The organism is Cyclobacterium sp. L-R, from assembly GCF_056859355.1.
Map to the genome: position 1 here is coordinate 84,014 of NZ_JBSXOH010000050.1, position 20,284 is coordinate 104,297.

18 protein-coding genes are annotated in these 20,284 nt (G+C 37.1%); 16 read left to right on the forward strand and 2 right to left on the reverse strand.

Going from position 1 to position 20,284, the window contains the following annotated elements; all coding sequences use genetic code 11:
* The first annotated feature begins 621 nt into the window (after nucleotides 1–621).
* Both AC13EX_RS05900 and AC13EX_RS05905 read left to right on the forward strand, forming a co-directional pair.
* Nucleotides 622–1,056 carry a BLUF domain-containing protein gene (locus AC13EX_RS05900; RefSeq protein WP_048641251.1) on the forward strand — a complete coding sequence of 145 codons (435 nt, stop codon included), beginning with the start codon at nucleotides 622–624 and terminating at the stop codon, nucleotides 1,054–1,056.
* 581 nt (nucleotides 1,057–1,637) lie between these two features.
* Nucleotides 1,638–2,825 (forward strand): hypothetical protein, encoded by a 1,188-nt coding sequence (locus AC13EX_RS05905; RefSeq protein ID WP_482891954.1) that lies wholly within the window; start codon nucleotides 1,638–1,640, stop codon nucleotides 2,823–2,825.
* 130 nt (nucleotides 2,826–2,955) lie between these two features.
* Here the strand turns inward: AC13EX_RS05905 and AC13EX_RS05910 are convergent, their stop codons facing one another.
* Nucleotides 2,956–4,215 carry an agmatine deiminase family protein gene (locus tag AC13EX_RS05910; RefSeq protein ID WP_482891956.1) on the reverse strand — a complete coding sequence of 420 codons (1,260 nt, stop codon included), beginning with the start codon at nucleotides 4,213–4,215 and terminating at the stop codon, nucleotides 2,956–2,958.
* 629 nt (nucleotides 4,216–4,844) lie between these two features.
* Between AC13EX_RS05910 and AC13EX_RS05915 the strand changes: the two genes are divergently transcribed.
* The 8 genes from AC13EX_RS05915 (at nucleotide 4,845) to AC13EX_RS05950 (ending at nucleotide 11,487) form a co-directional block, all read left to right on the forward strand.
* Nucleotides 4,845–5,900 (forward strand): metallophosphoesterase, encoded by a 1,056-nt coding sequence (locus tag AC13EX_RS05915; RefSeq protein WP_482891957.1) that lies wholly within the window; start codon nucleotides 4,845–4,847, stop codon nucleotides 5,898–5,900.
* A 524-nt stretch (nucleotides 5,901–6,424) separates the two neighbouring features.
* Nucleotides 6,425–7,597, forward strand: a complete 1,173-nt coding sequence (locus AC13EX_RS05920) for a C45 family autoproteolytic acyltransferase/hydrolase (protein ID WP_482891958.1) — start codon at nucleotides 6,425–6,427, stop codon at nucleotides 7,595–7,597.
* 90 nt (nucleotides 7,598–7,687) lie between these two features.
* Nucleotides 7,688–8,125 carry a nucleoside deaminase gene (locus AC13EX_RS05925; RefSeq protein WP_048641256.1) on the forward strand — a complete coding sequence of 146 codons (438 nt, stop codon included), beginning with the start codon at nucleotides 7,688–7,690 and terminating at the stop codon, nucleotides 8,123–8,125.
* A gap of 79 nt (nucleotides 8,126–8,204) precedes the next feature.
* Entirely contained in the window at nucleotides 8,205–9,068 is an 864-nt protein-coding gene (locus tag AC13EX_RS05930; protein ID WP_482891960.1) for a GNAT family N-acetyltransferase, read from the forward strand.
* Between the two features lie 155 nt (nucleotides 9,069–9,223).
* Nucleotides 9,224–9,514, forward strand: coding sequence for a helix-turn-helix domain-containing protein (locus tag AC13EX_RS05935; RefSeq protein WP_048641257.1), 291 nt, complete (start codon nucleotides 9,224–9,226; stop codon nucleotides 9,512–9,514).
* Nucleotides 9,515–9,652: 138 nt separating this feature from the next.
* The gene (locus AC13EX_RS05940; RefSeq protein ID WP_048641258.1) at nucleotides 9,653–10,054 is read left to right on the forward strand and encodes a hypothetical protein; all 402 of its coding nucleotides are present in this window, start codon (nucleotides 9,653–9,655) and stop codon (nucleotides 10,052–10,054) included.
* Between the two features lie 272 nt (nucleotides 10,055–10,326).
* Nucleotides 10,327–10,977 (forward strand): class I SAM-dependent methyltransferase, encoded by a 651-nt coding sequence (locus AC13EX_RS05945; protein WP_482891961.1) that lies wholly within the window; start codon nucleotides 10,327–10,329, stop codon nucleotides 10,975–10,977.
* Between the two features lie 126 nt (nucleotides 10,978–11,103).
* The gene (locus AC13EX_RS05950; RefSeq protein ID WP_482891963.1) at nucleotides 11,104–11,487 is read left to right on the forward strand and encodes a DUF7079 family protein; all 384 of its coding nucleotides are present in this window, start codon (nucleotides 11,104–11,106) and stop codon (nucleotides 11,485–11,487) included.
* 192 nt (nucleotides 11,488–11,679) lie between these two features.
* Here AC13EX_RS05950 and AC13EX_RS05955 read toward each other — a convergent pair whose 3' ends face one another.
* Nucleotides 11,680–12,270, reverse strand: a complete 591-nt coding sequence (locus tag AC13EX_RS05955) for an LOG family protein (protein ID WP_482891964.1) — start codon at nucleotides 12,268–12,270, stop codon at nucleotides 11,680–11,682.
* Between the two features lie 295 nt (nucleotides 12,271–12,565).
* Between AC13EX_RS05955 and AC13EX_RS05960 the strand changes: the two genes are divergently transcribed.
* From AC13EX_RS05960 to metK, 6 genes are all read left to right on the forward strand, one after another.
* Nucleotides 12,566–13,144: a non-canonical purine NTP diphosphatase gene (locus AC13EX_RS05960; protein WP_048641263.1), complete on the forward strand. Its 579-nt coding sequence runs from the start codon at nucleotides 12,566–12,568 to the stop codon at nucleotides 13,142–13,144.
* Between the two features lie 40 nt (nucleotides 13,145–13,184).
* Nucleotides 13,185–13,814 (forward strand): uridine kinase, encoded by a 630-nt coding sequence (udk, locus tag AC13EX_RS05965; RefSeq protein WP_048641264.1) that lies wholly within the window; start codon nucleotides 13,185–13,187, stop codon nucleotides 13,812–13,814.
* A 163-nt stretch (nucleotides 13,815–13,977) separates the two neighbouring features.
* Nucleotides 13,978–14,355 (forward strand): hypothetical protein, encoded by a 378-nt coding sequence (locus AC13EX_RS05970; protein ID WP_157470357.1) that lies wholly within the window; start codon nucleotides 13,978–13,980, stop codon nucleotides 14,353–14,355.
* 101 nt (nucleotides 14,356–14,456) lie between these two features.
* Nucleotides 14,457–17,414, forward strand: coding sequence for a protein translocase subunit SecDF (gene secDF, locus AC13EX_RS05975; protein ID WP_048641266.1), 2,958 nt, complete (start codon nucleotides 14,457–14,459; stop codon nucleotides 17,412–17,414).
* A 190-nt stretch (nucleotides 17,415–17,604) separates the two neighbouring features.
* Nucleotides 17,605–18,276, forward strand: a complete 672-nt coding sequence (locus AC13EX_RS05980; protein ID WP_048641267.1) for a hypothetical protein — start codon at nucleotides 17,605–17,607, stop codon at nucleotides 18,274–18,276.
* Nucleotides 18,277–18,356: 80 nt separating this feature from the next.
* A complete protein-coding gene (gene metK / locus AC13EX_RS05985) occupies nucleotides 18,357–19,610 on the forward strand; it encodes a methionine adenosyltransferase (RefSeq protein WP_048641268.1) in 1,254 nt (417 codons plus the stop codon).
* Nucleotides 19,611–20,284 lie beyond the last annotated feature (674 nt).

Here is a 20,284-nt window from a genome sequence, read left to right on the forward strand (position 1 = left end):
CGGACTTTAAACTATTGTCCAGCTGTTTTTTTGCCAGTTCACCTAGCTCCTTTTGGCAAACCAAACCTGTGAGAAATTAGGGTAAGAATTGCAACTTTTTAATGGTTCACACAGATTTTCAACCTCTGGATTAATTTGCTATCTTCGAAAGTAGCTGCCCATGTTTTGCACGCACGACGCAAAAAATAATTACCCAATTTTATGCTTAACCCAAGGTCGTTGTGATTTTGTTTCCTGTGATTTTCTCACTAAAAAATCCTCCCCACATCAACCCCTAACTATTAATATACAAGACCGTTCTGCCCAAATTAAGAAAACAAAATCGGGTTCAACCAATTGGAGAAAAAAAATAAAACGATTTATTGTTAAAAATCACAAGGCAAAGTCAATTAGGTAAAGGGAAGTTCCAACCCCACGAATTAATAGGCCTTCTTGCTATTCCTTGGGTAACACCTTTTGAAATATTAGCTATCTTTGATGCCAAATGCCCATACAGGGCACAAACAAAGTAAGGAAACAACAACTATTTTGATAGATTTTTATACCAAATTAATCTTTAGTAGGTTGAAAAACTGTCACTTTCCTTACCCATACCAATAGTAAAGCATTAATCTATAGTACATGTATCAGTTAAATTACCATTCAATATCAAAACCAGGATTAAATTTTGAAGAATTAGACAATATTCTGAAGAAAGCGAATGCAGTGAACTCAGAAAAAAATATTACTGGTTGCCTAATTTATCATAACAATCGCTTCGTCCAAATTCTTGAAGGAGAGAAAGAGGACGTTCTCAATGTCTATAATAAAATAAAGTCAGATAAACGACATAACACTGTTACTTTACTTTGGGAAAATCCTGTTGACAAAAGATATTTTCCTGAATGGAACATGGCCTATCATCAACCCAACAATAGTAATATAATTGAATTTGTAAACAACTTATTACTACTTTCTGATCTTTCAGATAGGTCAACATCCACTTTACTTAGTTTTTGGGCAACTGTACGAAAAATATTGAACGATGGTAAAATTAAATTATATGAGCAGGTATAATTAATATATGGATTTCAAAATTAATAAAAAACAATGTGCTAGTCGAATAAAAGTCCCTTCAAAATTCTCTTAAAAAAGAATTGCTTTTTGCTAAGTGGAAGTGTATTCTGCCCTCCATTAGGGTTCTTCAATAAAAAGTTAAAAAGATTAATATTTACTCTCAGCCCAATTCGCCGAAATAATATTTCAGAATATTAAAAAGAAATAAAAACGAATTGCCAAAATGAAATCTATCAAAGTGCTAATGGCCTAACTAAAGCTGAAGCTATTTTTGATAATGACACATTTTGCAGAATCAAGAGCAAATTGGTAAGTTATTGTATCGGGACAAAACAGTTATTGGAAGTTATATAAAATACACCTTTAAAGAAGGAGAATGAGATAAAAATGGGCAGGTGCAGATTTTTCACCTACCTGTCCACATGGTGCGATTAAAGGAAAAAATCAGGCAAATAGCCTGATTTTATTGTGATTACACCACTCATAACGAATCCTATTACATAATCCGGGTTAAATAGAAACTATTTTTTAATCTGCTCTGAAATTTTATTGTTTAATTTTATTGCCAAATTACAAGCCTTATGAAACCTAAAAGTACTTTGCCCTTTTTTTTGGCCCTTATTTGTTTTTTGCTGTCCAGTCATCAGTCCTATTCTCAAGAAACAAAAACCCCTGAGCTTTATTTAGACCCTATTTTTAAGGTTGATTATGGGAATGCCACGGCAGACAAACCTCAATCAAAATCATGGACCAATAAACATGGTCAATGGTTAATAGTTGGTGATAAAGACGGACCTAAACTATTGAAAAAAGACGCTGTAGGATGGACCAGTCAGTCCAAGGTTAACCAAGCATTAAAGGGTTTACCACCTAGGGCTGATGTATTGAGCAAAGACGATGAGACGCATATGGTCTTGGTAGACGAGTGTGCCTTGACAGTTGTTAAATTAACTTATGCTCCCGCTACCAAGCAATATGAACATCAATGGAAGGTTAATCTTCCCATTCCAAAGCAATGTAATTCTATAGAAACGGCAACCATTACCCAGGATTCAAAAAATCAATTTTGGGTTAGTGCTGATGTGAATGAAAATATCATGGTTTGGCATTCGCTAAACGGTCAGGATTGGTCCAATCCCTTTACACTTGCGGATGACATTAACGCCGATGACATCTCATTAATAGTTGTGTTAAAAGGACAAGTATCTGTGATTTGGTCTAACCAAAACACGCAATCTATCATGGAGAAAATTCACCATGATGGCGATACCTTTAATCAATGGTCACAGCCTATAATCGTTCAACAGGGAGACAATAATGCAGACGATCATTTAAATGCTACGGTATTTGAAAATGGAGAAATGATTTTGGTGACCAAAAACAGTGTGGACAATTTGAATCAACCTCAGTTTGTATTGCGAGAAAGGGATAGCAAGGGCTATTGGACCAACATTCCCTACGAGAACCTAACCCAACAAAGAAGCCCTAGCCGCCCTATCATTAACCATGTGGCATCGGGGAAGATTTTTGAAATACACGCTGTGAGAAATCGAGAAGACAATCTGTATTTTATTTCTGTTAATGAAATAATTAAGGAGAATGACAACTGGCAGTTTAGAGAATTAATTCAACTTAAAACCAATATCCTAGGAAAAAACGGAGATGTCACCTCTAGTAAGGCTAGTTTTTTACCCGATGAACCTAAACTTATATTTTTCTCTGATGAAATGGGCAATATTTATTCTTTTGACCTCGGCACCTTATTGTAAGTTCACCGCTAATTTAATTGAATAAGAATCGCACATTTTCGAAAAAGCAGGGCTGTCTTTTCTATGTAGAATGTAAAAAAGACAATGAGGTAAAAAGAACTGAATCATTGGATAAATTTCACAATGAGGTTTATCCTTTCAGTCTTTTAAGGGCATTATTGATTTTAAGCCTGAGCTTGGATGGCTTTTTCACTTTGGGCTTATGCATGGTAATACAGTGCAGCCCTCCACCACTATAATTAAGTTCTGTAGCATTGATCATCACTACTTTTCTGCTTTTAAATACTTCTTGGAAAGCGTTTTTAGCCTCTTCATCTTTTTGCCGGATAAAATCAGGATCACCCGGACTGTAATAGGCAGGTATCACTACCAAATTATTGGTTAAGACAAAATTTAAATAGCTGGTAACAGGCGTATAAAAGATTGGCTCCCCGTTATAATTTCCCTGATCAAATATAATAGGTGCCTGGGGTACCCTGATGATCTTAAAAGGTTTTCCATCCTGATCCCTTGCATTTTTTAGAATCTGATAGCTTTCTTCCAACCTATCATGCACCACCTGATAGAATGGATCCAATGAGAGGTCTGCCGGATCTACCTGAGCCAACAAGATGGTTTGGGCATCAGCAAAGCGGCAGAACTCATCCAAATGCCAATGAACTCCATTGCCATAAATATTGTCGATCACTGGTCCATGATCAAACAGATCGTCTTGCGGAATACCCTTTTTAAGCCAAATGACGTTTTTTTGATTCAGATGTTGTTTGTATTCAATTTCAATTTCTTCCAGACTTAAACCCGGATTAATGTATTTTTCATGTCCTTCTATCAAAATAATAGTTCCCCTACCATTGATCTCTCGACCTCCTCCGGCGCTGTACAACTTGCTCCTCATAAAAGGGATTCTCATTTTTGTTGCATACTGCTCGTTGAAGAGGTTGTATTCCTGGTTTTCTTCATGGTGGTATTGAAAATTAACCATTTCCTCCTGACCCTCCCCATTATGCACAAGTATTGGTCCATAATCCCTGATCCAAATATTGTCTTTTTCCAGTTTAAAAGGAGTCATTGTGACATTTTCTAAATTAATGGCTGCTTGCTTAAAAATTTTTTCTAGATTTTCAGGTTGGTGATTGCTTTGGTTGTAGAATAACGTGACATGATCGACTTTGGCGATTTCTTGAATAAGCTTGAGCGTTATCTCTTGGAATTGGGGTGTCCAGCAGATAAAGGTGCTTTCCTGCGGATCGAATTCCCCCAATGGAGTGGCTGAATTTATTTCTTCAGGACTTTGCTTACAAGCAGTGATAAAGAAAAAAATGTAAGCCAATAATACAAACAGACAAATACGCAATCCTTGTGTCCCTGTCAACCCGGCTGTGATTTTCATTTCAGGTTAATTCTGAATACTGTTTTTTATACATAAAATGATTTCAGTATGCAATTTACAATAAGGTTCTGATAAAAAATTGAATTATATGAACAACCAAGAGAGAAAATCCATGTGCGGAAAAAATCAATCCCATTTGAACCCTATGCCATTACCCTTGACCGCGGGCATCTTACATGGTGGGCTATTTCCTCTAATTTCGCAAAGTTTTGTTTAAAAAATTGTACTGCTATGTAAGTGTTAGACTAACGACCTGCTTCAGCATAGCTTTTCTTCCCATCAGAATAATTTAGATGTTCCAATACCAACCCCCATGCTGTAAAACCATTGAATAAAAATCATTTACAATACAATTGGTACATAAGCTATGTCGTTTTTATTCGCTAGATTAGGCATCTAACCACCCAACTAATTTACACAAATACACTGTATGTCATAGGATAAACTATCAATACGAAAATTAACGGGGCAGTTGACAACCGTTTAAAGTAAGCAATTTGCACTAAAACCCAACTGACCAGATCATACTGCCATCTTGTAAAATTGACACTACAAGATTTAACAAAATAACAGGACTATATTTGGTATAATTTTTCAAATTTGTTGGCTAAGAAATAATCAAGCTACTTATGAAATATACTAATTGGGGCAGAGGGATGCTTTTGCTTTTACCGCTAGGGTTCATCGTTATTTTTGGTTTTATTAATGGATGTGCCTCCCTTAGCAAAAGCGCCAAAAGTAAACCTTTTACGATTATCGTTCTACCTGACACCCAAGGCTATGCGGACACTAGACATAAGGAGACGCAAAAACACTGGCCGGGTATAGGTGATCAGCGTGCCAGTTTCTTTTCGCAGACGGAGTGGGTCAAAAAGAACAGGAAGAAGCTGAATATTGCCTTAGTCGCACATGTTGGGGATATCACACAGACAGGGCACGATGAAGAATGGAAGATAGCAGATACCGCTTTCAAAACCCTTGACAATACCGTTCCCTACATATTATCCCCGGGAAATCATGATATGGGATACTCAGCCAAAGACCATAAAACGAGCCATACACGTGAAAGCCTACTTAGCACCTACTTCCAACCTTCTCGTTTCACAAACAACCCTTTGTACAACCCGCTTTTTGGCAGTAATAAAAAGCTACATTTCCATGAAGAAGGGAAGATCGAAAACTACTACCTCTTCATAATAGAAGGCGAGATGAAGTTTCTAGTGCTTAGTCTGGAGTTTAAACCTCGGGACGAAATACTTGCATGGGCGAATAATGTCGTTGCACAGCATCCTGAATACAGGACCATCATCGTCACCCACAGTTATCTAACCAGAAAAAAGGGAGAACGAACAGTTGCGGACAACTATTTGGTGAAAGGCAACTCAGGGGAAGAGATGTGGGAAAAATTTGTCAGCCAACACAAGAATATCTTTTTGGTTCTTTCCGGTCATGCCATGGAGAATTTGCTGAGCAGCAAAGGCAAGCATGGAAATATTGTACATCAGGTTCAGGCAGATTACTGGTATTGGGACAAGCCTGAGATCAAGGCAGGAAGTGGTTTCTTACGTATCATGACTTTCTACCCTGAGAAAAACAGCATTGAGGTTCAGACCTATTCCCCTGTAACGGATGAGTTCCTGACACGTCCTACAAGCAAATTCTCTTTGGATTATCCCATGCCGTAAAAAGTTAAGTAAGGATCTCGACAACAGGTATCAACCCAACATAAATACCTCAGCAGTAGGCATAATTCCTCCCCTATGACATTTGGAATGCACAGGTAAACCGTCTGGAGAATCAAAGGATTAATTTAATAGCTTGCCAAAATACCCGGCATTGAAGCAATCGTAAAGGGCTTTTCTGAATACCCCCTTCGGCAGGATCAGTATCGAAATATAAGACCGTAGCTGAAGTTATCAATAGAACAGGGTTCCAATCTTATGCTACCAAGCACATTTTTTTATTCCTAATCTTCCATTTAAACCGAACAGTCATAGCATCAAGATCTTATTTTAGCTTTTCCCTATAAAAAGTGAGTCGTTTCACTGGATTCCTTGTTCGAAATCCTTAATTTGATAAAGAAAAACAAACCGTAGGAGCCTGATACATAGTGTATATATACGCAAGTCCTCTGGTAAAACAGGAATTTTTACAAATTTCAATAACAATAGAATGACAAAATTCCCAGATATGGGTCGAAATTCTAAATATGAAAAAACATACTTTTCTATTTGTCCTTTTACTAAGTGTTAGCTATTCAGCATCATCACAAATAAAAGAAATAAAAATACCTACTGTCGAGTTCAGACAAGGAATTTACTATGTAGAATTGAATGGTAATACTGCATACGAAAGAGGCTTTCAACATGGAAGAGCTCTTGCCTTTGTCATCAAAAGATCTTTGAAGAATTTTGAAAACTGGATAGAGGATAATACAACTATAAAAGTTCCTAAAGAAGCCATTTCTGATTTTGCGACTGGTAAGGGATATATTCAATCGGTCAAAGACCAATTGCCTGAATTGTTCAATGAATTTCAAGGAATTGTTGATGGCGCTCAAGTTGATTTTGATATACTTTTTTCTTATCAAAGTTTTGATGAGTTTTATTCTTATTTAGAAGCTGGTAACCATTTTAAGTCAAATGAAGGACATTGCACAACAATTGGTGTTTTTGGCAGAGAAAACCAAGCCAATTTTCTTACACATAATAATGACCTTCCCAGTTATCATGAAGGTGCAGTAACTGTCTTAAAAATTAAGTACCCAAATTCAGATTTAATCCTACTCCAACAAACATTTGCTGGTCAGATTGGTCAAAATGGCGTTAACAGTTATGGTGTTGCGGTAGGAATAAATACAATAATAGATATGCCTGTATCTAATAAAGGAATTCCTGTTTCATTTAATGTACGAAAAATAATGGAGTCAAAGAACATTACTGAATCTCTTGAATATCTCAAAAAGGTAGATTTTGGAACCTCAATGAATTACTTAATAGCCGACAGAGAAACTGCTATTGCAGTAGAAACTTGGGAAGATAATATTGAAGCTATTGACAATAAGAAACAGCATTTTATAGCGCATACGAATCATACCCTTCAAGAAAACGCTCCTGTCATTTACGAGATCGATAAAGACCTAAACGATAGTAGCTTTGGCCATACCCATAGAAGGTTAAATCTTGCCAATGAAATTTTAGAAGACAGTGCTTACAATATAGATTTTGAAGGATTGAAAGAGTTAAAATCAACTCCACCTATACTTAATGGTAGCACCATCATGGGTACCATTATCAGTATTCCGAAAGAGGGCTTTCCTGTTTTATGGACTACTCCAGGTTCGCCCAATTTGTTTGGCCATGTGAAGTTTACATTTAATTAAAAATAAACCTACTAACAAATTATATGAAATCAGACTTCCCTTTCGGTCGGTACGCTTCATATTCGGGCCATTAAACATAATTAGAAAACAATGAATGAATTTCTTTTAGAAGCAATTAAAGAAGCTAAAACAGGTCTGGCTGAAGGAGGCATACCTATTGGGTCTGTCCTTGTTCATGACAGGAAAATTATAGGTCGCGGACATAATCGTCGAGTACAAAATAGCAGTGTAATCCTTCATGGCGAAATGGATGCGCTTGAGAATGCCGGGAGGCAATCTGCCAGTGTTTATAGCGAATGTGTCATATACACAACCTTGTCTCCTTGTTCCATGTGTTCTGGTACTATTTTGCTCTATGGAATCCCTAAAGTAGTTATTGGCGAGAATGAGACGTTTGTAGGAGAGGAAAAATTGTTAAAAGAAAGAGGTGTTGAAGTTGTTGTCATCAATGATCCTACCTGTAAAGAAATAATGAGATCCTTTATTGAAGCCAATAAGGATTTATGGAATGAGGACATAGGCGTTTGATAAATGCTTACTGAATTAATATTAAAAACTAGCATGTAGCCTATTTGAATAGGGTTACGGGTAAAATAAAAAATTGCTTGTGGTAAATATAGATCAATTACAATTTAAGAAATTAGATTTTGAAGGCTTAAAGACTTTATTGAAATGGGCTGAAGAAGAGGGATGGAACCCTGGTCCAAATGATGCTGATGCGTATTGGTCAACAGATCCAGAAGGCTTTTATGGATATTTTCACAATGCTGATCTGATTGCTGGCGGATCGATTGTCTCATACAATATGGAATTCGGCTTTATGGGCTTTTTCATTGTTAAGCCAGCATACAGGTCCTTTGGAATTGGGAGGAAACTATGGTATCAAAGACGAGATGCCTTGTTGTCAAGATTAAATAAGGGTTCTTCAATAGGAATGGATGGCGTTTTGGCTTTGCAACCATTCTATCAAAAAGGCGGCTTTAAAATTGCCTTTAGGGATATTCGCTATGAAAAGGAAGGAATGGCATTCAAGATTGATAAAAATATTTCCCAAATAATCGAGGAGGATATATCCTCCATTTTAGCCTATGATAAACAATGTTTTGGATTTTCACGTCCACAGTTTATTATTCCCTGGCTAAAACTACCAGGAAATAAGACATTTAAGTATGTTGAGGATGGTCAAATTAAGGGATTTTCCATCGTAAGGAAAGCGAATACAGGATATAAAATATGCCCCTTATTTGCAGATTCTGAATTCATTGCAGAGGAGCTTTATAAAGCTTGTTTAAATTCAGTGATCGGTAAACCACTGTATATTGATATTCCTATCATAAATCAAGGGGCATTAAACCTTATTGAAGCATTTGATGCAAAGTATATATTTGAGTGCGCAAGAATGTATTACGGCAAATCTCCAAATATGAGGATTGACAAGGTTTATGGGTTAACTACATTTGAATTGGGATAAGCTTTTATTGGATTGGTTTAAAGCCCGAAAGCGCCAACTTTAAATGAACTCAACTTTGGCATTCAATTGTCGGGACTATAAAATTTGTAAAGATTTCAGCAATAAAAAAATGGATAGCATACCTAATTATTCTTGGAAAGAAAAAAACAACTGATATGAAGAATATAACAGACTTTGAAGATTTATTGGTGAGTAAATATGGACAAAAAGAAACTGAATCAAGAGACCAATATGACTCAGGTTCACTAGCTTTTCAACTTGGCCTTATGCTAAAAGAAGCTAGACAGCAGGCCAATAGGACAAAAGAACAACTTGCAGAAAAAACTGGAACTAAAAAAAGCTATATTTCAAGAATAGAGAGAGGCCTAAGTGACATTCAAATTTCAACTTACAACAAGCTGATTGAAAAAGGATTAGGAAAACACCTAAACATTTCAATTGGGTAAAAAAGTACTGTTTGCAGACGAGAAGTCCGAGCTAAAAATTTCCGACAGAAACATGCACTCCATCCCAGTATATAGGTTTGCATTCTCCCTTATAATACTTCTAGTGTTTACCCAATCAGCATCCTGGCCCCTTACCCAATGTCCATAAAACCTTTACCATACTTATTCTTATCGGTAGTTCTAGTTACCGCATGTAACTGGGATACTTATGGACCTGAAAAAATTGTTCCAAATTTTTGGCTAATGTCAATCGATAGTTGGGAGCATCCACATATTTTTTACGCTGAAGATCCTTTAAATCGTACCAATAATAATATGTTAGTCCCATTTACTGTTAAAAATATTTATCTGAGTAAATCACATATGGTAGTAACTCAAATCCCTGATCTGCTCTTTGAAAATGACAGCAATGAAGTTTATCACTTAATTGAGCTTGCCAATCATAAAAACCACCTAAAATTCAGCTCAAAAAATGAACTAGACAGCGCCTTAGAATTAAATAACATGCTTAATATTCTTAAAAATGAATACAAAAGGTAATTATGATACATACCAAAAGGAATGATCTAGCCCCTTCGACAGGCTCAGGGACCAGTTTGGTTCCAAGGCCCATAAAAAAATACTGAAACTGATACTTACTATAGGTCACGGTTCCAATCTTAAGCTACCTGTAACTACAACAATGCCAACATCTCCCCACATTTAAAGCGCATATATTAATGATAGTTACCAAAGGGATTGCAACAGCTTCAAAAAGGTATAAATACGATCTTTTTTCCTAACAGTTATATAATATTAAATTGAATTCCCAAATGGACGAAAAAACAAAAAACAGATTAGGCGTAGAAGAAAATAAACCTACCGATTGGTTTGAGAAACTTTATTCTGAAGCCAATGAAGATGGCGAAGGCATTCCTTGGGCAAATATGGCTCCCCATCCTGTGTTTAAAAGTTGGATAAGGAAAAACCCAAATACACATAAAGGAAAAACAGCTTTGGTAATTGGTTGTGGCATGGGTGACGATGCCATTGAACTTGAATCACAAGGCTTTAAGGTAACAGCATTTGATGTTTCAAACAGCGCTATTGAACTTTGTAAAACCAGGTTTCCAAATGCTAAGGTTGAATTTATTCAAGCCGATTTGTTAAAAGGAATTCCAGACTGGAACCGGAAATTTGATTTTGTATTGGAAATCTACACTATTCAAGCCCTTCCACCTAAGTATGAAAAAACTTTGATAAAGCATATTTCAGACTTTGTAGCAGATAAGGGCAAATTATTGGTTATCACTGAAACACAACAAGGTAAAAGAGCTTTTGAAAATGGACCTCCATGGCTTTTAAATAATGAGTACATTAAATCATTTGAAAGCAGTGGTTTAAAGCAAATTTTTCATTCAAGCAGTACTGAAGCTGAAATGGGCGAAGCAACCCATCTTACCCTATTTCAAAGACAGGCCTAACAACATGGTCCTATTTTAGTTCTATGCATTAATATTGAGATCTATTCACTGCCCCTTTGCTCGAAAGCTTAACTTGGATAAAGAACAACTTATTATCACATTAGATAGCTAGTTGGAAAATCAACCTTGAATCAGACCGAAACGGACATAGCGAACAGAAAACCAATTTGGGAAGCACTTTCCAAATTTTACCTGGACACGCAACTACAAGACGAAGACTTTGCAGAAATTTGTAGGGTTTTTCATAAGGCCCCTTACAGCCTTGAGGAAATCATGGATATTGATCGCTATGAAGTCTTTCCTGTACTCCAAATGAACCTCTTCAGTGTAGCAGGTGAATGGGAGGGCTTTGACAGGGACTGGCTATTTTCCAAATGTCAAAAGACCTACAAGAAACGAACAAATCGATTTTTTAAATTTTGGTACAAAGTAAATAACCGAGTCTGGTATTGGATGAGGAAAGCTTATTGGGAGAGGGTAAAAAAAGAAATGAAAAACACACCACAATAATATGCCAATGCGACGCATAGGATATTCTAGATGGCGAGGCTTGTGAAATCAAAGCTAAAAAAAACTGACGTGGAATATTTTTTTTGTAGGTAGAGGCATGAATGCTTAACAAAAACAATTCGTACCACAGAATTTAGGGGGTAATGCTACTTTTCCCTGCAACAGTACCCCCTAAATCGCAATTTGCATTAGCTATTGTTTTTTCTTACGAAGCCAATCAGGAGTGCCGGAAGGTTGGTAAGCTTCCATTTTATCCAGTAACTCCACAGGATCAGCAGCAACAATCAAATTGCTCAATTGGTCCGGCTTTAAAAAGCCCTGGTCACCAACATGAGTTAAAAAGTCCAATAACTTGTCGTAATAACCCGACACATTGTACAACGCCAATGGTTTCTGTATGTACATCAATTGGTTGAGGGTCATGATTTCAAATAACTCTTCCAATGTTCCTATTCCCCCAGGCATGGCGATAAAGCCATCCCCCTTTTCGGCCATTAGCCATTTCCTGTCCCGCATGGTTTCTACCACAATCAAGTCCGTGCAGCCCTGATGCGCCACTTCTATGTCTACTAGTTTTTGAGGGATTATTCCATAGACTTGGCTTTTTGAGGCTAACATCTCATCGGCAATCACGCCCATGAGTCCTACATTGCCTGCCCCATATACCAGCCCCAGCTTTCTATTGATCATTTCTTTAGCCAAAGCCTTGGCCTGGTTGCTGTAATCTGGTAGAATTCCAGTACTTGATCCGCAGTAGACGGTAATGTTTTTTAGTGGAAACATAATATAATATTATTTTGATACCCTAAGTCAGGGTGAATATGGTCATTTGAAAAAGCAGAAAGCTTCTTACTACTCTTCATTTGAAGGGCATGAGTCAAAATCCAAGATATTGTTGTTCTCTCCCTTATTTGAGGTTCAAAGCTAAAAAGAAATAAATAAAACCTGTAAATTTTAGGAACGATTGGTTCCATGAAAAATGAATCCAAAGATAAGGATTAAAGCCAAATTGTTTCTTTTCAATCAAAAAAGTAAGTTTTAGAGAAGGATTTTGAAAAAGCTAAAGTAATTTCACGTTATGAAAATCTGTTTTGCGACAAATAATTTAAAGAAACTAAAAGAGGTAAGGGCTGCTTTGGGCGAGGAATTTGAAATTGTCTCCCTGGAGGAAATCGGATGTAAGGAGGAATTACCTGAAACAGGCGACAAGCTAGAAGACAATGCTTTCCAGAAAGCCCGTTACGTCAAAACCCATTACGGTGTGGATTGTTTTGCCGATGACACAGGATTAGAAGTAGCTGCTTTGGACGGTGCTCCGGGTGTTTATTCTGGCAGGTATGCTGGAGACCCAAGGAGTGATGACAGAAATGTCGATTTACTTTTGAAAAATATGGATGGGAAAAAGGACCGAAAAGCTGCATTCAGAACCATCATCGCTTTGATAATCGGGAAGGATGAGTGGGCTTTTGAAGGCAAGGCAGAAGGAGAACTATTGGAAGTAAGGTCCGGAGAAGGTGGTTTTGGTTACGACCCTATTTTCAAGCCTTTGGGTTTTGACAAGACCTTTGCTGAATTGTCTTTGGAAGAAAAAAACACCATTAGCCATAGAGGGAAGGCCGTCAGGTTACTGGCCAACTTTTTAAAAGAAAGAGCTTAGGACTTGCTTTACTACACATGAAATCTGTAATCATCATTTTATGACCAAACCATTTATCATAGGAATTACTGGAGGAAGCGCTTCGGGTAAAACACACTTCCTAGACAAGCTTTTACATTCTTTTGAGCCTGGACAGGTATGTTTGATTTCTCAGGACAACTATTACAAACCCAGGCATCAGCAGCCTACGGATGAGCGCGGTATACATAATTTTGACACACCGGATTCCATAGACTTCGAACAGTATGCGGAAGATATTCGGAAGATACAAGATGGTCAGACCATTGCCAGACAAGAGTACACCTTTAATAACCCCAACAAAAAACCAAAAATGTTAACTTTCACCCCTGCTCCTGTAGTGGTGGTTGAAGGAATTTTTGTATTGTACTACCCAGAACTTGCCAATCTATTGGACTTAAAGGTTTATATAGATGCCAAGGAACACATTAAGTTAAAAAGAAGAATAGTAAGAGACAAAGTAGAGCGTGGTTATGATCTTGACGACGTGCTTTACCGCTATGAAAGGCACGTTATGCCTACTTACGAAAAGTACATTGCTCCATTTAAACATGATGCAGACCTGATCGTGCCCAATAACAGCGATTTTGAAAAGGCTTTAGAGGTAATAAAAACATTTTTGCGTTTCAAAATAGGTAAGGAACAGACTTGATATTATTCATTTCCTCTACCTCTACTGTCCATACCAATGCCCTTATTTTCCATACTTCACAGCAAGAATAGACATAAACAACTGTTTTACAGAAGGTTTACTAATAAAAATTAAAAAGGACAGCCATGCCTTAATTGGAAAAACTTTTTTATATTTGCAACCCATGAAACTGAACAGAAAAAATAAAGGATTAATGCGCCAAAGGCTCACATTACTTATAGTAATGCTTTTTTGCGTATTCGTTTCCAGTTCAGAATTAATGTTAAGCATAGATTCCAAGGAAAATTCTTTGGCAGTACAATTGGATTTATCTTCGGACAATGAAGATGGACAATCTGACGACACCCGTACTTTTATCCATACGAGTATAGATGCCGTAGTACCTTTTGTCATGTATGCTTTAGATTATGCCTACCACTTTATCTATGAAATTGTTATTGCCGACCGACCCCAAACCAATTTCAATTTAGGTACTGACCTTGAATACAATCAATTATTCAAAATACTTTTTGAACAGATTATTTCTGTCAACGCACCCTGAGTAATACACTCCTACTTTTTTTAATAGCTTCATTGAATCTTTGATTCAAATGGAAATTCTATATAAAATCAAACACAACATTTAATAATCAATCAACAAACATGAAAAACAAAGGGATAATCGTTTTTTTTACGGTGGTCATTACAGCCCTATGCCTGTATTACTTGTCTTTTACATTGGTATCAAACAATGTACATGAGAAAGCCACTACCTATGCAACCGACGAGTCGGGTAATGTCGATTTTGACAAAAGACAAACCTACTTGGATTCTATATGGAGAGAGCCGGTTTATAATTTCTTAGGTCTACCATTTACCTATCAAGAAGTTAAAAATACAGAACTAGGATTAGGGCTAGATCTTCAGGGAGGTATGCATGTAACACTGGAAGTTTCTCCAGTAGAAATAGTTAAAGGCCTAGCTGGAGGCAGCAAGGATGCTGTTTTCAATGAAGCAGTTGATGTTGCTAGAGAACGTGCAAAAACAGTAAATGATAAATTTGTAAACATCTTTTACCAAGCTTGGCAAGAAAAAGCCGGTAACAAGTCATTGAATACAATATTTGCTACTGCTGCAAATAGAGGAAGAATCTCCTTGGAGACATCTGATGCTGATATACTAAGTATCATTGACAGTGAAGTAGAAAATGCTATCGACAGGTCTTTTAATATTCTTAGAACCAGAATTGACCGATTCGGTACTTCACAGCCAAATATCCAAAGGATTCAAAACACGGGTAGGATTCAAATTGAGCTTCCTGGTGTTGACAATGCAGAGAGAGTAAGAAACCTCCTTCAGGGAGTTGCCAAATTACAGTTTTGGCAAGTAGCAGAAATAAACGAGTTTGGTGATGCTTTACAGCAGGTGAATACTTACCTGGTTGAAGAAGCAAGAAGTCAAAAGCAAGCAAATGGTTCTACTGAAACATCTGCAGCTGCTGATACAACAGGATTGGAAAGTGATTTAGCAAAACAACTTGCTGAAGGCGGAACAGATGCTGATTCATTAGGAACTGAAGCTTCTCCTTTATTCGCATTACTAAAAGCCAATTACGGCTTAGTCTATGAATTAAGAGACACCATTGCCATCAACAGGGTATTGAAAAGAGATGATGTGAAATCTTTACTTCCAAGAGATATAAAATTCATGTGGTCTGTCAAGCCTCAGGTGCAGGATGGAGTTGAGTTATTGGAGTTACACGCTATCAAAGCCCCTCGTGGTACAGATCAGGCTCCTTTAGAAGGTGATGTAATCACAGATGCCAGACAATCTCTAGATCAGGCTTCAAGGCCGGCAGTAAGCATGCAAATGAATGCTGAAGGTGCTAGAAACTGGAGAAAACTTACTTCAGAAAACATCGGTAAAAGAATAGCTGTTGTATTGGACAATTATGTATACACAGCTCCTACAGTACAAGGAGAAATTCCTTCCGGACAATCCGAGATCACAGGGAATTTCACAATGGAAGAAGCCAAGGATTTGGCCAATATCTTAAAATCAGGTACACTTCCTGCACCTACCAATATCGTGGAGGAAGCCATCGTTGGTCCAACTTTGGGTGTTGAAGCTAGAAGTCAAGGTATCAACTCTATGATTGCCGGTCTACTTTTGGTTGTATTGTTTATGATAGCCTACTACTCAAAAGGTGGATTTGTAGCCATTGCAGCTTTATTGTTTAATATCTTCTTTATTTTAGGTATTCTTGCTCAACTAGGAGCTGCACTTACACTACCAGGTATTGCTGGTATCGTACTTACGATTGGTATGTCCATTGATGCAAACGTTCTGATCTTCGAAAGGATTAAAGAGGAACTTAAAAATGGATCGGGTATTCTACAAGCGATTAGCAGTGGGTATGACAAGGCTTTCAGTGCCATTCTCGATTCAAACGTTACTACTTTCCTTACAGGAGCAATCTTGTATGCATTGGGTCAAGGTCCTGTTAAAGGATTTGCTATCGTACTTATGATAGGTATTGCATCTTCTTTCTTCTCTTCCGTATTTATCACAAGAGTGATCGTTTACTGGATGAGTAAAAAAGGTGATAAAAGTAATATTTCTTTTGCTACTCCATTTGCAAAAAACTTATTCAGTGACTTGAACATTGATTTCTTGGGCAAACGTAAAGTTGCTTATTTAATCTCTACCGGTATAATTGTTGTCGGAATGATACTTGCATTGACTTCCGGCATCAAATTCGGAGTTGATTTTACAGGTGGACGTTATTACATTGTTGAATTCAGCGAATCAGTTCCTGCTTCAGAATTAAAAGTAGGTCTTGACAGTGAATTTGATGGAGCCGTGGAAGTTAAAACCTATGGTGCCAACAATGTATTAAAGGTAACCACCTCTTATTTGGTAAATGAAGACAATGACGCTGCCAACAGGGAAGTAGAAGACAGAGTAAGAAATGGTATTGCTGCAGTCACAGGATTTAGTTATCTGGAGGACGCTACCAAACTTTCCGGAAATGATTTCTCTATTACAGGCTCTAATAAAGTTGGTGCTACAGTGGCCGATGACATCAAAAACTCTTCTTTGGAAGCTATGTTTTTCTCCCTTGTGGCCATCTTCCTTTACATCTTATTAAGATTTAGAAAATGGCAATTCTCATTGGCATCTATCATTGCCCTTATTCATGATACCTTCTTTGTTATCGCAGCCTTTGCAATAGCAAGTGCTTTTGGTGCCACATTTGAAATTGATCAAGTATTTATTGCTGCCGTGTTGACAGTAATTGGTTATTCAATAAATGATACCGTTATCGTATTTGATAGGATCAGAGAGAATATTTCTAACCGAGGTACTAGTAAAATGGTACAAATGTTCAATGATGCTATCAATCAAACCATGGCCAGAACACTTATTACTTCCGCAACTACTCTGATCGTTGTTTTGGTGTTGCTTATATTTGGCGGTGAAGTATTAAGAGGCTTTTCCTTTGCCTTATTAATTGGTGTATTGGTGGGTACCTATTCTTCTATCTATATTGCTACTCCGGTAGTTGTAGATTTAATGAAAAGAGAAATTGACAGCGAAAGCGAAGTTCCTGTAAAATAAGATTAAACCCGAAATATGCAATAGACATTCTATTACATAATCCGGGTTAAAACCATAATTTGTTTATTTAAGAAGAGTCATTCCTAAACAGAATGACTCTTTTTTCATTTTTATGCAAATAAAATACCCTGTTCAGGGTATTGTGGGAAATTTTAGTTCTTGATAACTTGCAGACATCTAATGTAGTCTTATGCAATTGTCATTCTATTCCATAGCGCTTTTACTTGGGATTTTGTTTGCCACACTGTATCTTTTATTGGGCTTTCACCCAAAAGAATACAGAAAAATAAATTTCCTAGTATTGTTCATCCTATTTACAGAACTTCTTTCTGTATTTATTTGGACCAAATCAGAAGCAAACTTAGTCCAAGATTCATACTTATTTAATTTGCTATATGTCTATATCAGACCTACAGCTATGCTATTGCTTTTCAGCCAACTGCCTTTTAGTTGTCAGCTCCAAAAAACAGTATTACCCGCCATTAGCGGATTTTTAATTATTGGTTTATTGAATAGTTTATATTTACAGCCCATAAATGAGTCCCTACAATCCTATACCTATCTTCTTGGGCATGGTTTGGTTTTGTCCTACAGTGTGATCTTTTTTAAAGACATATTAAAACAAAGTAAATTTAGAGACGTCAACCTTTTGTCTTTACCCTATTTTTGGATGGCCTCGCTTATTCTTTTCTCTTATGGCGAACGCTATATATTCTTCATTTTAACCTATTATTACCCCTCTATAGGTAATTATGGTGTAGGGCACGTTTTTCTTTGGGTGCAGTTTCTTGCCGGAATAATGTACCTTTCATTGGGCCTGTCTTTTTTCGCTCCAAGGTTTTTTAATAGATACTATACTTAATAAAGCATGCGTTTTGAAAATATAGTTTTTAATTTTAGGCTTTAGATGTAAATTTACACTTTAATCAAAAAACGCAGTGTATGTCCTATTTATTCACTTCGGAATCTGTCTCCGAAGGTCACCCAGATAAAATATCTGATCAAATTTCAGATGCAATTATTGATAACTTTTTGGCTTTTGATCCCAATGCAAAAGTGGCCTGTGAAACCCTAGTTACTACAGGCCAAGTAATTCTAGCTGGAGAGGTCAATTCATCTACCTACTTGGATGTTCAAAAAATTGCTCGGGATGTTATCAACAGGGTGGGCTACACCAAAAGTGAGTACATGTTTGATGGTAGTTCATGCGGGGTTCTTTCAGCCATACATGAACAGTCTCCTGATATAAATCAAGGAGTAGACCGAGGCAATCCTGAAGAACAAGGAGCAGGAGACCAAGGGATGATGTTTGGATATGCTACCAAAGAAACCAGTAATTTTATTCCTCTAGGACTTGATTTGTCTCACCGCCTATTGAAAGAACTTGCGGCTTTGCGAAGAGAGAACAATGAGATAAAATACCTGCGACCTGATTCAAAAGCACAAGTCACTATACAATACAGTGATGACAATACTCCCGAAAAAATTGACTCCATTGTAGTATCAACCCAACATGATGAATTTGACATGGAAAAACCCATGTTGGAAAAAATTCAGAATGACATTATAAAAATTCTAATTCCAAGGGTTAAAGCCCAACTCCCGGAAGCCATACAAAAGCTTTTCACTGACAAAATTCAGTACCATATCAACCCTACCGGTAAATTTGTGATTGGTGGCCCTCATGGGGACACTGGCCTTACTGGGCGAAAAATTATAGTAGATACCTACGGTGGCAAAGGGGCTCATGGTGGCGGTGCTTTCTCAGGTAAAGATCCTTCCAAAGTGGATAGGTCTGCAGCCTATGCTACACGGCATATTGCCAAAAACATGGTCGCCGCAGGTGTTGCAGATGAAGTATTGGTACAGGTGTCTTACGCAATTGGCGTTGCAAAACCTATGGGATTGTATGTCAATACTTACGGCACAGCCAATGTTGCTTTGTCGGATGGGGAAATAGCTCGTAAAATAGAGCAATTATTTGACATGCGACCTTTTGCAATTGAAAACAGGCTTAAACTGAGAAACCCTATCTATGAAGAGACTGCTGCTTATGGTCATATGGGTAGAGAAAATGAAGTTGTAACCAAAACCTTCATTGCTCCAGACAAAGCTTCCATTACTTTGGACGTGGAATTGTTTACTTGGGAAAAACTCGATCAGGTAACAGCCATAAAGAAAGAATTTGGCATCTAAATACCAAATTAAAAAATGTTTTAATAAGAAAAAGACAGCCTATATGGCTGTCTTTTTCTAGTTTAAGCCGAATGCTAAAAAAATCGGTACATCCTAAGGTTAAGTAGCTAATTCAGATCGGTATTTCGTCATTATTGTTTTCCCATGCGTCCTAACTGAAAGCTAATTTGAGCCATAAAGAAGAAAATGGAATTGTATGACAAAGCTTTCCAATGCATCGGAAAGTGTTAAGAAATGTTTGTAAAAGTAAGAAGCCCCCATTCCTAGACAAAATTTAACCCAGATTATGTAATAGAATTTCTCCGTCCTGACAATAGTCACGGGTGAAGCCTGTCCCGTGTTTACGGGGAGTGTTGCAATCCCAAGAAAATCAGGCTCTTTGCATATTTTAACATAGCACCGCTCTATTGAAATTGAAAGTAGCAACGAAGTGACTGATTTTAAGGGGATTTCAGGGTGTAGTTGATTGGCTGTTGCATATTTGGTTTTATTAACTGAGGGGTAAATTTTTCTAATTAAATAAAATTTCTAGGAATAGTTTTTACAATAAACTCCTTCTCTTATTGCGCAATAAAACTTGCAAGATTACCAATATATGGTGCTATGAATCTTGAGAAAACGCATTAATTTTAATTAAGGCCTAAATTTCCTTCCAGAAGAGATTATTATCAACG